The 13282-nt window shown below is 62.9% G+C and carries 11 protein-coding genes; 5 read left to right on the top strand and 6 right to left on the bottom strand.

The annotated features are described in order from the left end of the window. The first annotated feature begins 369 nt into the window (after positions 1–369). From NKJ58_RS16320 to NKJ58_RS16310, 3 genes are all read left to right on the top strand, one after another. Positions 370–1425: a sugar phosphate isomerase/epimerase family protein gene (locus NKJ58_RS16320; RefSeq protein ID WP_023683011.1), complete on the top strand. Its 1056-nt coding sequence runs from the start codon at positions 370–372 to the stop codon at positions 1423–1425. 18 nt (positions 1426–1443) lie between these two features. Continuing rightward, on the top strand, positions 1444–2631 hold the full coding sequence (locus NKJ58_RS16315; RefSeq protein ID WP_352853448.1) for a Gfo/Idh/MocA family protein: 1188 nt from the start codon (positions 1444–1446) through the stop codon (positions 2629–2631). 125 nt (positions 2632–2756) lie between these two features. Next, positions 2757–3608, top strand: a complete 852-nt coding sequence (locus NKJ58_RS16310) for a sugar phosphate isomerase/epimerase family protein (protein ID WP_023683013.1) — start codon at positions 2757–2759, stop codon at positions 3606–3608. A gap of 288 nt (positions 3609–3896) precedes the next feature. Here the strand turns inward: NKJ58_RS16310 and NKJ58_RS16305 are convergent, their stop codons facing one another. The 6 genes from NKJ58_RS16305 to NKJ58_RS16280 all read right to left on the bottom strand — a co-directional run bounded on the left by NKJ58_RS16305 (position 3897) and on the right by NKJ58_RS16280 (position 11498). Continuing rightward, positions 3897–4913 carry a zinc-binding alcohol dehydrogenase family protein gene (locus tag NKJ58_RS16305; protein ID WP_023683014.1) on the bottom strand — a complete coding sequence of 339 codons (1017 nt, stop codon included), beginning with the start codon at positions 4911–4913 and terminating at the stop codon, positions 3897–3899. A 74-nt stretch (positions 4914–4987) separates the two neighbouring features. Further along, positions 4988–5953, bottom strand: a complete 966-nt coding sequence (locus NKJ58_RS16300) for an ABC transporter permease (protein ID WP_023683015.1) — start codon at positions 5951–5953, stop codon at positions 4988–4990. A 23-nt stretch (positions 5954–5976) separates the two neighbouring features. Then, positions 5977–7500: a sugar ABC transporter ATP-binding protein gene (locus tag NKJ58_RS16295; RefSeq protein WP_031197627.1), complete on the bottom strand. Its 1524-nt coding sequence runs from the start codon at positions 7498–7500 to the stop codon at positions 5977–5979. A 147-nt stretch (positions 7501–7647) separates the two neighbouring features. Then, positions 7648–8640, bottom strand: a complete 993-nt coding sequence (locus NKJ58_RS16290) for an ABC transporter substrate-binding protein (protein ID WP_023669816.1) — start codon at positions 8638–8640, stop codon at positions 7648–7650. A gap of 301 nt (positions 8641–8941) precedes the next feature. Beyond that, positions 8942–9940: an aldo/keto reductase gene (locus NKJ58_RS16285; protein ID WP_023714138.1), complete on the bottom strand. Its 999-nt coding sequence runs from the start codon at positions 9938–9940 to the stop codon at positions 8942–8944. A 52-nt stretch (positions 9941–9992) separates the two neighbouring features. Further along, entirely contained in the window at positions 9993–11498 is a 1506-nt protein-coding gene (locus NKJ58_RS16280; protein ID WP_352518463.1) for a UxaA family hydrolase, read from the bottom strand. A gap of 257 nt (positions 11499–11755) precedes the next feature. Between NKJ58_RS16280 and NKJ58_RS16275 the strand changes: the two genes are divergently transcribed. Next, entirely contained in the window at positions 11756–12658 is a 903-nt protein-coding gene (locus NKJ58_RS16275; RefSeq protein WP_352463286.1) for a GntR family transcriptional regulator, read from the top strand. 210 nt (positions 12659–12868) lie between these two features. Then, a complete protein-coding gene (locus NKJ58_RS16270) occupies positions 12869–13225 on the top strand; it encodes a DUF2946 family protein (RefSeq protein WP_023728562.1) in 357 nt (118 codons plus the stop codon). Positions 13226–13282 lie beyond the last annotated feature (57 nt).

Below are 13282 nucleotides of genomic sequence, written 5' to 3'. Positions count from 1 at the left end.
CAGTTCGCCTGCGATGCGCCCCACAAGGCGCGTCGCGTGTTTCCTCCCCAAGGCGCTCCAGCGTTTTTGCGCAACTGGTTCGACCAATTGGGCCCTAATGGAGGTCTACAGCAATTTTTGTCGCGCGGCAAGAACCGCCGCGATGCGATATCGGCATCTGTGTACCGTATTGATTATGCTGGTATATATCGCCAAAAATGGAATGCCCCGGCAGCTTTGCGCGTGAGTCAAATGGCTTGACCCATTTCCGGTATTTGGTAATACCAGAATGCCATACGAGAATGCACATCACAAGAGACCAAAGAGGCTGGCCCTGCTTTCATCAGGCGCTATGCTTGGTCCTTGGAAAAATGAATTGGGAGGATGCCGATGCCGTCGACAATGAAGGGTCCGGGGCTGTTTCTGGCGCAGTTCGCGGGGGATACCGCGCCGTTCAATTCGCTGGCCTCGATCACCAAATGGGCGGCCGGTCTCGGTTACAAGGGCGTGCAGATCCCGACCTGGGATGCACGCCTGTTCGACCTCAAGAAGGCGGCGTCTTCCAAGACCTATTGCGACGAGGTGAAAGGCGTCTGCACTGATGCCGGCGTCGAGATCACCGAGCTGTCGACGCATCTTCAAGGGCAGCTGGTGGCGGTGCACCCGGCCTATGATGCCCAGTTCGACGGCTTTGCACCGCCTGCGGTGCACAACAACCCCAAGGCCAGGCAGAAATGGGCGGTCGAACAGATGGAGTTCGGCGCCAAGGCCTCGAAGAATCTTGGCCTGAAAACCTCGGTGACGTTTTCCGGCGCTCTGGCCTTCCCGTATCTCTATCCCTGGCCACAGCGGCCGGCCGGGCTGATCGAGGAGGCCTTTGCCGAACTCGGCAAGCGCTGGAAGCCGATCCTCGACGTCTATGACGAGAACGGCGTCGACGTCGGCTATGAGATCCATCCCGGCGAGGACATCTTCGACGGCGCAACCTTCGAGATGTTCCTAGATGCGGTTGGCGGTCACAAGCGCTGCAACATCAACTACGACCCGTCGCATTTCCTTTTGCAGCAGCTCGACTATCTCGAATTCATCGACATCTATCACGAGCGGATCAAGGCCTTCCATGCCAAGGATGCCGAGTTCAATCCGACGGGGCGGCAAGGCGTCTATTCCGGCTATCAGAGCTGGACCAATCGCGCCGGCCGCTTCCGCTCGCTTGGCGACGGGCAGGTCGATTTCGGCGGCATCTTCTCCAAGCTTACCCAGTATGGCTACGATTCCTGGGCGGTGCTGGAATGGGAGTGTTGCCTCAAGCATCCGGAGGACGGCGCGGCCGAAGGCGCGCCCTTCATCCAGCACCACATTATCCGGGTGACGGAAAAGGCCTTTGATGATTTCGCCGGCGGCACCACCGACAAGAAGATGCTGCGCGCCATGATGGGTATTTGACACAAGCAGGAGAAAGACATGGTCGGCGCATCGAAGTCGGAAGCGGGGGGCGGCCCGATCCGCTATGGTATGGTCGGCGGCGGCCAAGGCGCCTTCATCGGCGCGGTGCACCGGATCGCGGCGCGCATGGACAATGACTTCGTGCTGGTGGCCGGCGCCCTGTCGGCCAATCCCGAGCGCGCCAAGGCTTCCGCCGCCGAACTCGGTCTCGACCCGGCGCGCAGCTACGCCTCCTATGCCGAGATGGCCGAGGCCGAGGCCAAGCGCCCGGACGGCATCGAGGCGGTGGCGATCGTCACCCCCAACAATGTGCACGTGCCGGCGGCCAAGGTCTTCCTCGAGGCGGGCATCCACGTCATCTGCGACAAGCCGCTGGCGACGACTTTGGCCGAGGCCAAGAAGCTCGCGGCCGTGGTTGAAAAGACCGGCAAGGTGTTCGTGCTGACGCACAATTACACTGCCTATCCGATGATCCGGCAGGCGCGCGAGATGGTGGCCAAGGGGCAGCTTGGCGACATCCGCATCGTTCAGTCCGAGTACCCGCAGGACTGGCTGACCGAGGATCTTGCCGCCACCGGCCAGAAGCAGGCGGCGTGGCGCTCCGACCCCAAGCAGGCGGGCGCGGGCGGCGCGCTCGGCGACATCGGCACGCATGCCTACAATCTGGCGCGCTTCGTCTCGGGTCTGGAGCTCGATTCCCTGTCGGCCGATCTCGACGCTTTCGTGCCGGGGCGACTGCTCGACGACAATGTCAATGTCATGCTGCGCTTCAAGCCGGTCGGCAAGGTGCATCCGGCCAAGGGCATGATCTGGGCGAGCCAGGTGGCGCCGGGCCACGAGAACGGGCTGAAGCTGCGCATCTATGGCTCTAAAGGCGGGCTGGAATGGGTGCAGGCCGATCCGAACTATCTCTGGTACACGCCGTTTGGCCAGCCCAAGCAGCTGCTCACCCGCAACGGCGCCGGCGCGCTGCCAGTTGCGGGACGCGTCAGCCGCGTTCCGTCTGGCCATCCGGAAGGCTATCTCGAAGGCTTCGCCAACATCTACCAGGAGGCGGCGCGGGCGATCCGCGCGGCACGCAAGAAGGGCGGCAAGCCGGGCAAGGACGTGGTGTTCCCGACCATCCAGGACGGCGTCGAAGGTATGGCGTTCATCGAGGCCTGCGTGAAGTCATCGAAGAAGAACGGGGCGTGGACGAAACTTTAGGGAGCGCCGGCGCCAAGTCTCTTCTCCCTTCGGGGAGAAGGTGGCCGCGAAGCGGCCGAATGAGGGCGCATGGTGCGAGGTGCGAAAGAAACCAGCGCGCGCCGTCAAACGGGGAGGGGCTGTCGATGAAAATCGGCATGTGCATGTTTTTGTGGACGACTTCCGTGTCTAAGAAACACGAGCCGTTGCTGCGCGACATCAAGGCGACCGGCTTCGACGGCGTCGAGATACCGATCTTCTCAGGCACGCCAGAGGACTACAAGAACCTTGGCGATTTGCTCGACCGCATCGGGTTGGAGCGCACGGCTGTTACGGCGATGGGCGACCCGGCGATGAATCTGATTTCGCCGGATGCCGCGACCCGCAAGGCCGGCATCGGCTACATGAAATGGGCGATCGATTGCGCCCAGGCGCTCGGCGCGAGTACGCTGAGCGGGCCGCTGCATTCGACGCTCGGCGCCTTCTCCGGCAGCGGGCCGACCGCTGCCGAGAAGAAGCGCTCGATCGCCTCGCAACGCGCCATTGGCGATCATGCCGGCAAGCGGAACGTTACCATCGGGTTGGAGGCGCTCAACCGTTTCGAGTGCTATCTGCTGAACACGATGGCCGATCTGTCCGAGCACGTCGATGCCATCGACCGGCCGCACATCAAGGCGATGTACGACACCTTCCACGCCAATATCGAGGAAGCCGACCCGATCGGCGCCTACATGAAGCACCGGCGGAATGTCGTGCACATCCACATTTCGGAGAACGATCGCGGCGTGCCGGGGCGCGGGAACATTCCGTGGAAAGAGACTTTCGCGGCCATCCGCAAGAGCGGCTATGACGACTGGCTGACGATCGAGGCGTTTGGCAGGTCGCTGAAGGATCTGGCGGCGGCGACCAAGGTGTGGCGGGATTTTTCCGAGACGCCGGAGGCAGTTTATCGCGAGGGATACAGGCATATCAGGGATGGGTGGAAGCGGGCGGCTTAGCCGCTCACTTCCCTCATCCACGGGCGCAGCGGACGCGGAGACTCGAGGACCCATGCCGCGACTGTCGCGCGCCGCAGCGGTGCAGGTAGGAGATGCGAATGGACGCCTCTTTTTGCACCGCTGGATTCTAGCGCAGACGTCACCGAATGAAACCTCGGGTCTGCGCCGCGTCGCTTCGCTCCTTGCTCCGCCCGTGGATGAGGAAGCGACGGGCCTTTTCGCAAATCGCCGAGGTATGCGATCTGCCTTAACTCGGCACTTATCGCTCCACCAAATTTTTCGGATGTCTTACCCCACCTCGATCACAGCCTTGATCAACCCCGATTTCTCATGCGCCCAGCGGGTGAGATCATCCGGCGTGCCGGCCAGCGTGGTGCGGTGGGTGACGAGTTTTGCCAGCGGCACGGCGCCGTTGCGGATCGAGGCGGCGACGTGGTCGAAATCGACTTTCAGCGCGTTGCGGCTGCCGATCAATGTCATTTCGCGCTTGTGGAATTCCGGGTCGGAAAAGACGATGTCATCCTTGACGACGCTGACCAGCACGAGCGTGCCGCCATGCGCGACATGGGCGAAGGCCGACTGCACCGAGGCGGTGTTGCCGGTGGCGTCGAAGACGATGTCGAACCCTTCGCCGCCGGTTGCCTCGCGCACCAGTTCGGCTGCCGCTTTTTGTGAGCCGTCGAGCGTGGCGAAGCCGAGTTCGCCTTTTGCAAAATCCAGCCGCTCCGTGCTCATGTCGAGCAGGCTGACATCGAGCCCGGCGATGCGCGCAAACAGCGCTGCGCCAAGGCCGATCGGCCCGGCGCCGATGACCAGCGTGCGGGCGCCTGGTTCGGCGCGAGCGCGCCGCACGCCATGCGCGCCGATGGCGAGGAATTCCACCGCCGCCGCATCGGCCAGCGACAAGCCGTTTGCCGGATAAAGATTCTGCGCCGGCACCAGGATCTGCTCGGCCATGGCGCCGTCGCGATGGACGCCAAGCACTTCGATCCTGACGCAGCAATTCGGCTTGCCGTGCCGGCAGGCGATGCATTTTCCGCAAGCGAGATAGGGATTGATGATGACGGGCTCGCCCACGGCAAGGTCGACATCTTCGCCGGTCTCGACGACGGTGCCCGACACTTCATGGCCCATGATGCGGGGATAGGCAAGGAACGGGTGCTTGCCTTCGAAGATGTGGTAGTCGGTGCCGCAGATGCCGACATGGCTGACGGCGACCAGCGCCCAGCCGGCAGGCGGCGCTCCTGGCGCCGGCCGGTCTTCCAGGACAAGCTCGCCGGGCGAGCGGCAGACAACAGCTTTCATTCGGCAATTCCAGTGTTTCTCAAAAAAGGCGCCGGTCCGTTGTTAAGCAGGCCGGCGCAGAAGGTCAGGGAGAATTACTTGCCGCGACGGCGCAGCCCGTCGAAATAGACGATGATTATGATCAGCGCGCCGGTGATGATGCGCTGCCAGAACGAGTTGACGTTGAGCAGATTGGCGCCGTTGTTGATGGTGGCCAGGATGAAGGCGCCGAGCAGTGGGCCATGCACCGAGCCGACGGCGCCGAACAGCGAGGTGCCGCCGATCACCGATGAGGCGATCGCCTGCAACTCCCAACCTTCGGCCTGGGTCGGGTTGCCGATGCCGATGCGCGCCGCCAGCAGCACGCCGACGAAGGCCGCGCATAGGCCCGACAGCGTGTAGGCCATGTAGATGGTGCGCTGGACATTGACGCCCGAGAGGCGCGAGGCCTCGGCATTGGATCCCACAGAGAAGAGATAGCGGCCCCAGCGGCTGTGGTGCAGGAAGATGTAGGCCGGGATACCGACCAGGATCACCATCCAGAACAGATTGGGGATGCCGACAAAGGAACTGCGCGAGAACGCGGTGAAGCTGTCGCTGTTGATGTTGATCGAGTTGCCGTTGGTCATCAACAGGCCGATGCCGCGCAACGAGGTCAGCGTCGCCAGCGTGATGATGAAGGGCGGCAGGCCCATCTTGACGATGCCGAAGCCATGGAACAGGCCGATGGCAACACCGACCAGCAGCGTCACCAGAATGGCGACCCAGATCGGGAAGCCGGCATTAATCATCATGGCGACAATGACGGTGGCGAAGCCGACCACGGCGCCGACCGAGAGGTCAATGCCGCCGGTGATGATGACGAAGGTCTGGCCGACCGCCATGATGGCGATCATCGAGCCCTGCCGCAAAAGATTGGCGATGTTGTTGGAGGAGGCGAAGCTCGGCGTCGCCACCGACAGCACGATCCAGAGCAGAACCAGCAACGCCAGAAGCGTCAGCCCGAACAGGACGTTGTAGTTCCGTTTCGGTTTTTCGATCGCGACGGTTTCGATGCTCATGGTTCCTCCCGTTTCTTGTTTTGTCAGCCGATCGCCTGCGTCAGCACGTCTTCGTGGCTGGCGGCGCGAAAGCCATGGCTGGCGACCAGTTTGCCGCGCCGGAACACGTGCAGCGTATCGGCGAGCTCATAAACCTCGGGCAGATAGGACGAGATCAGGATGATGCCGGCGCCCTTGGACAACAGTTCCCCGAACAGGCGGTAGATCTCGGCCTTGGTACCGACATCGACGCCGACCGTAGGCTCGTCGAAGATGAACAGCTTAGCGCCGTGCGCCAGCCATTTGCCGATGACGATCTTCTGCTGGTTGCCGCCGGACAGGCTGGAGGCCAGGGCGCCGCGTGTTTGCGTTTTGATGCGGAGGCCGGCGATCTGGCGATCGGCTTCAGCCTTTTCCTTCGTGTTCGAAATCAGCAGGTTGTTGGAGATGCGCTTGTAGATCGGCAGGTTGAGGTTGAGGCCGACCGGCAGGTTCAGGCACAGGCCCTGGTCGCGGCGGCTTTCCGGCGCCAGCGCCATGCCGAGCTTGATCGCGTCGTGCTCGGAATTGATCAGCACCGGTTTGCCTTGCCAGCGGATCTGGCCGGCCGACTTCTTGTGGCGGCCATAAAGCGTGGTGACAAACTCGCTGCGGCCGGCGCCGATCAGGCCATAGAGCCCGACGATCTCGCCGGCACGCACTGTCATCGAGACGTCTTCGAAGCCCTTGCCCGACAGGTTTTTCGCTTCAACGATCACGGCACCGGGGGTGAAATGCTCCTTGTGGTAGACTTGCTCGATCGAGCGATTGATCATCATCTTGACCAGCTCGGCGTCATTGGTCTCGGCAATGTTGCGGGTGCCGACCAGCGTGCCGTCGCGCAGCACCGAGACGCGATCGGCGAGTTCGAACACCTCTTCCATGCGATGGCTGATGTAGATGATGGTGACGCCTTCGCCCTTGAGCCTGCGGATCAGCGTGAACAGCTGGTCGGCTTCCTTGCGGGTGAGATAGGCGGTCGGCTCGTCGAAAATCAGGAACTTGGTGCCGCGCACGGTGGCGCGGGCGGCGGCGATCAGCTGCTGCTGGCCGATGGTGAGGTCACCCAGCATGACATGCGCCGGCAGATCGAAGCCGAGACCGTCGATGATCTTCTGCGCTTCCTTCACCATGGCCCGCTGCTGCAGGATGCCGAAGCGCGAATTCTCCTCGCCGAGGAACATGTTGGCGGCGACGGTGAGATGGCGGCAGAGCACGACCTCCTGATGCACGGCGTTGATGCCCAGCGCCATCGCCTCGTGTGGGGTTGCCAGCGCTGCCGGCTTGCCCTCCCAGATGACATCGCCGGAGGTGCGCGGCATGACGCCGGTCAGAAGCTTGATCAAGGTGGATTTGCCGGCGCCGTTCTCGCCGACGATGGCGTGGATCTCACCTGCCTTGAAGGCAAGGTGAACGGGCTTCAGCGCATGCGTGCCGGGATAGCGTTTTTCCAGCCCGTGCAGTTCGAGGATCGTCCTGCCGGGCGCTAGCGTTGGGGCCGGGTGCAGTTCCTGCGCCGTGGGCGTCATGACAATCCTCCCAGATTGGCCTTACGATTGGCACGTCGCGATGCAGTCAAGCCGCATCGTCGAGGTGATTCAAGCCTGTGGATATTCAAGCTTGTATCCGGTGTTTCCGGGGCGCGAGGCCCCGGAAAGGATTTTTGGTTGACGGGCTCAGAGCTTCGGGTTGAGCAGGGCGTCGATCTTGGGGTCTTTCATGTTTGCCTTGGTCACCAGGTTGGCGCCGGTGTCGACATTGGCCTCGACCTTCTCGCCCTTCGAGGCGGCGAGCGCGGTCTTGATGCCGTCATAGCCCATCCGGTACGGATCCTGGACGACGAGCGCGGAAATGACGCCGTCATTGAGGAACTTGATCAGCTTCTCGTCGCTGTCAAAGCCGACCAGCGCCAGCTTGCCGCCAAGGTTATTCTCGGCGACAGCCTGACCGACGCCCTGCGCCATGATCAGGTTGGACGCGAAGATGCCCTTGAGGTTCGGGTTGGCGGTGATCAGGTCGGTGGCGATGTTGAGACCGGTCGTTGCCTGCCCGTCGGCATATTTGTCGGCGACGAGCTTGAGCCCCGGATATTTCGCGGCCAGCTGCTCGGTGAAGCCCTGCTTACGCTGCTCCAGCGAACCGGCGCCCGGCGCGTTGGTGATCAGGGCGACGTCGCCCTCGATCTTGCCGCCATTGGCTTCGCCGATGGCTGCTGCAAGACCGTCAGCGGCGACGCGTCCGCCCTGCACATTGTCGGTGGTCAGGAACGAGGTGAACGCCTTGGAGTCGGCGCCGGAGTCGATGCCGATGACCTTGACCTTGCTGGCCGCTTCATCGATCGGCTTGCCGAGCGCCTTGAATTCGGTCGGCGCGATGACGATCGCGGCCGGGTTGCCGGCGACGGCATTCTCGAGGATCGAGACCTGGCCGTTGACGTCGGTTTCAGCCTGGGCGCCGAGTTCGGGTACGTTGACGCCGAGATCCTTGCCGGCCTTGCGGGCGCCGGCCAGGACGATCTGCCAGTAGAAGGACGTGGTGTCCTTGACGATGATCGGAATGGTCACGTCCGCCGCCGAAGCCGGCGCCGTGTGCAGCGTGCCGGCAAGCATCGAGGCGGCAGCTAGTGCCATCAGTGAGCGGCGGTTGAGAATGCTGGTCACGAATTTCATTAGGAATCCTCCCTAGATCGCCCGGTGAAGGTTACGGAAGCTCCATTTGGATAGGCGCGGCCCAAACAGAACTTTATCAATAAAAAACAGTTGCCGCTTTTTGATAGTGCATCGGTCCGGCCGACGCAAGCGGTGTTTCATATCGGCCTGCGCATGGCTTGGCGGGGAAACCTCCCTGCCGATCCTCAGTGCCACGTCCAGACGCTCCCGATCCTCCTTGAGCATCATGGAATATTAATTCCACCGTCGAGTCAATATGGAATGTTCATTCCTTCTTGAGAACCGTGATCGTGGCGTTTCGTCAGCCGAGCTCCTGCACGATGGTGTAGGGAGCGTAGCGGGCGAATTCCGCTTGCGGCACCTGGACGTCGAACAGGTCGAGGTTGCGCGTCAGGTTGGCGGGCTTGGCCGTTCCGGTCAGCACGCTGGCCACGACAGGCTCCTGCAGCGGAAACTGCAATGCAGCCGCCGCCAGCGGATATCCGCCCTCATCAGCGATTTTCTCCATCGCCCCAACACGCTCGAGTATGTCCTGCGTCGCCGGCAGATAATCGAAATGCGCGCCGTGCACCGGCCCGGTCGCCAGGATGCCGGAGTTGAAAACGCCGCCGATGATGAGCGAAGTCTGTCGCTCACGACACAGCGGCAGCAACTCGGCTTCAGCCGAGCGGTCGAGCAGCGAATAGCGGCTGGCCAGCAGGATGCAGTCGAGCGGCGCTTCGCGCAGCACGTCGAGGCAGATCTGCACCTCGTTGACGCCGAGCCCATAGGCGGAAATCACGCCGGACGTTTTAAGCTCTTCCAGCGCCTTCAAGCCGCCGTCCATCAGCTGGCGAAAGTGCAGCTTCGTCTTCTCGACGCCATGTGTGTAGGTGCCGATGTCGTGCACAAACAGGATGTCTATCCGGTTCAGCCCGAGCCGGGCATAGGAGAACTCGACCGAGCGCATGATGCCGTCATAGGAGTAGTCGTAGTCGAGCGCGAAGGGCAGCGGGTCGACATAGGAATGATCGGGAACCTGGTCTTCCGGCACCGGGCGGAACAACCGTCCGACCTTGGTCGACAGCACATAGGAATCCCGCGGCTTGTAGCGCAGGAAATCGCCGGTCCGCCGTTCCGACAGGCCGAAGCCATAGAAGGGCGCGGTGTCGAAATAGCGCAGGCCGGCATCCCAGGCTGTCTGCAGCGTCTCCATCGCCGCTTCGCGCGGACAGGCCCGGTAGAGCCCGCCGATCGCCGCCCCGCCGAAGCTTATCTCGGTTACCTCGAGCGCAGTCGTGCCGATGCGGCGTTTGTCCATCCACAGCCTCCCCTTGTGAGCCGTCTTTGCAGCCCGCTTTTTTCGTCGGTGGTTAGAGCGTCGCGCCGAGGTGCCACGGCACGAACTCGTTGTCGCCGTAGCCGAACGCCTCGCTCTTGGTCTTGCGGCCCGATGCCGTCTCGACGATGAGTTCGAAGAGTTCCCGGCCCATGCCGGCGATGGTCTTCTCACCCGAAGCGATGACGCCGCAATTGACGTCCATGTCCTCTTCCATCTGGTGGTACATGGTCGAGTTGGTGGCGACCTTGATCGACGGCGTGGGCCGGCAGCCGAAGCAGGAGCCGCGGCCGGTGGTGAAGACGATGATGTTGGCGCCGCCCGCCACCTGACCGGTCGCCGAGACCGGGTCGTAACCGGGCGTGTCCATGAACACCAAGCCACTGCCGGTGACCTTTTCGGCATAACCGAAGACGCCGTTGAGCGGAGTCTGGCCGCCTTTGGCCACGGCGCCCAGCGACTTTTCCAGGATGGTGGTCAGGCCACCGCGCTTGTTGCCGGGCGAGGGGTTGTTGTCGATCGAGGCGCCGTGCTTGGCGACATGGTCCTCCCACCATTTGACGAAACCGTCGAGCTTCTTGGCGATCTCCGGCGTTGCCGCGCGATAGGCGAGCAGATGTTCGGCGCCATAGATCTCCGTCGTCTCCGACAGGATGCCGATGCCGCCGACGCCGGCCAGGATGTCGACCGCCGCTCCCAGCGCGGGATTGGCGGTGATGCCCGACATGCCGTCGGAACCGCCGCATTGCAGGCCGACGACGATCTCCGAGACCGGGATCGGCTCGCGCTGATACTGGCCGACTTCCTCGGCGATTTCGGCGAGCACGCCCATCGCTTTTTCGACCGATTTGCGCGAACCGCCGGCGTCCTGGATGTTGAAATGGCGTTTTCCCGCCGCCGCACCTTTCTGGCCGTAAAGGGTAAGCTGGTTGACCTCGCAGCCGAGGCCGACCATCAGCGCGCCGCCGAAATTCGGGTGGCGGGTGTAACCGGCGAGCGTGCGGTGCAGTACCATCATGCCGTCGCCGGTGCCGCTCATGCCGCAGCCCTGGCCATGGACGATCGGGACGAAGCCGTCGATCCCCGGATATTTCGGCAACAGCACGCGGTTGGCCTCGTCGGCAATGGCGTGGCAGACGGTGGCCGAGCAATTGACGCTGGCGATGATGCCGATGAAGTTGCGCGTGCCGGCACGGCCATCGGCGCGACGATAGCCCATGAATGTCCGGGCGCGGTCGGCTTCGGTGGCATGCTCCGCTTCGCTCGGCGGCACGACCGGCAGACGGCCGGACTCGAAGACCAGATTGTGCGAATGGACGTGGTCGCCGGGCGCGATGTCCTGGGTGGCGCGGCCGATGGCCTGGGCATACTTGACCACCGCCTCGCCGACGGCGATAGGCTTGATCGCCACCTTGTGGCCGGGCTCGATCAAGGCCGTGGCGACGGCGCCGCCGGGCAGAGGGGTGCCGATCTCGATGCGGCCATTGGCGACCGCGACATTGTCGGCGGGGGACAGAAGAATGCTGTTCGAGGCGTTCACGGGCAGTTTCCTGGGTCTGTTCCTGGGGATGCGCGGATTGACACGCGTCTGTTTACATATAATGTCTTTTATCGTGAAAAAACATTTGTGCGTCAATTGTTTTTTCAGGAGGAGACCATGCGTCCGATGGACGCTTGGCTTGTGGGGAGCGGCGTCTGACACGCAGAGCGTTTTGCTTTGCCGGGTCAGCGCCAGGACATATGTGATATCGCGCTTCAAGCCAGCCACAGCAAGCGCCGGCGCGCAACGGGGCAGGGATGTCGAAGAGCAACAACGTCTACAAGGACGCTTACAACAGGGGTCTGCGGCTGCTCGATGAGACGCAGAGCCTGCCGTCGGAGCCGGAGCTGGGCACTTTGCTTGGCGTCAGCCGTACCACCGTGCGCACCATTCTGGCGCGCATGGAAGAGACCGGGCTGATCGCGTGGAACAAACGCAGCAAGACAGTGCTCAGGGCGCCGAAGCCGGATGATTTCTTCCCCGAGGAGGAGACAGACACACTGGCCCAGATCATCGAGCGGTCGTTTATGCGCAGGTTGCTGGCCGGCGGCGCCGAGGCCGGCATGCAGATCAACGAGCTCGAACTGGCGCGCGAGATCGGCGTCGGCACCACCAGCGTGCGCGAGTTCCTGATCCGCTTCTCCCGCTTCGGCCTGATCGAGAAGCGGCGCAACAGCCACTGGGTGCTGAAAGGATTTACCCGTGCCTTTGCGCTCGAACTCACTGAAATCCGCGAAATGTTCGAGATACGCTCGGCGGCGGCCTTTGCCGCCTTGCCTGGGGATAGTCCGGTCTGGGCGGATCTCGACCGGCTGGAAGACGAGCACCGGCTTCTGGCCAGCGAAATCGCCATCCGCTTCAACGAATTCTCGGAGCTAGACGAGCGCTTCCACCGGCTGATCCACCGGGCGTCGCACAACCGCTTCATCGTCGATTTCTACGACGTCATCGCCATGATCTTTCACTACCACTACCAGTGGAACAAGGCGCAGGAGCGCGAACGCAACGAAGTCGCGGTTGGCGAGCATCTCGCCTACATCGCGGCGCTGAAATCGCGCGATCTCGGCAAGGTCGACGCCGCCTGCCGCAAGCATCTGAAGTCGGCACGCCACACGCTGTTGACGTCGATCCCGGAAATCGGCGGCCGCCCGGCTTCCTGAGCGCGACGTCCGAAGGGACGTTATGCGCACAAGATCTCTGCCTCATGCGTTATCCCAAACCGCTGCGCACTTTTGTGCGACATGGATCGAACGCGCCGCGTTGCCGCAGCGATGATTTGGCGATTTTCCGCCGACATGCCGCGTGCTAGATATCCACGCGTTGCTGCGTGAAGAGGCAGGTCTTTGGACTTCCGGCGTAAGAGATGGAGCATGACGGCCGCCTTTGTCGCGGCCTGTGTGCTGCTGCTCCAGTCGACGCTCGGCGTGTTTGCCTTCGGTATTGCGCCGGATGCCTCGCAACTCGACGCTTTCGGCAATGTCATCTGCAGCCATGAGGGAGCGGTCAAGCTTCCCGGCGGCGATCCGCACCAGCAGCATATGCCGGCGTGCTGCATGCTCGGCTGCAGCATGGCCTCCGTCGCCTATGCGCCGCCGGCAGGCGTCGGCCTGGCGCCGGTCAGCCAGTACTTGGAAACAGTCGCTTTTGCCCCGCCGGCAGTCAGGCATCCCGACGTCACGCGCGAGCGCTCTCCGGCCAATCCGCGCGCGCCGCCGCTTGCGGGCTGAAAACCGCCGCTCGCTTTGCGTAACCTGCGCAGGCGATAATCATCCAATGACAAACAC

The organism is Mesorhizobium sp. M0139 (assembly GCF_040322455.1).
Lineage (GTDB): Bacteria > Pseudomonadota > Alphaproteobacteria > Rhizobiales > Rhizobiaceae > Mesorhizobium.
Note: the sequence above shows the minus strand (reverse complement) of the source record. Positions and strands in the feature narration are given on the sequence as shown.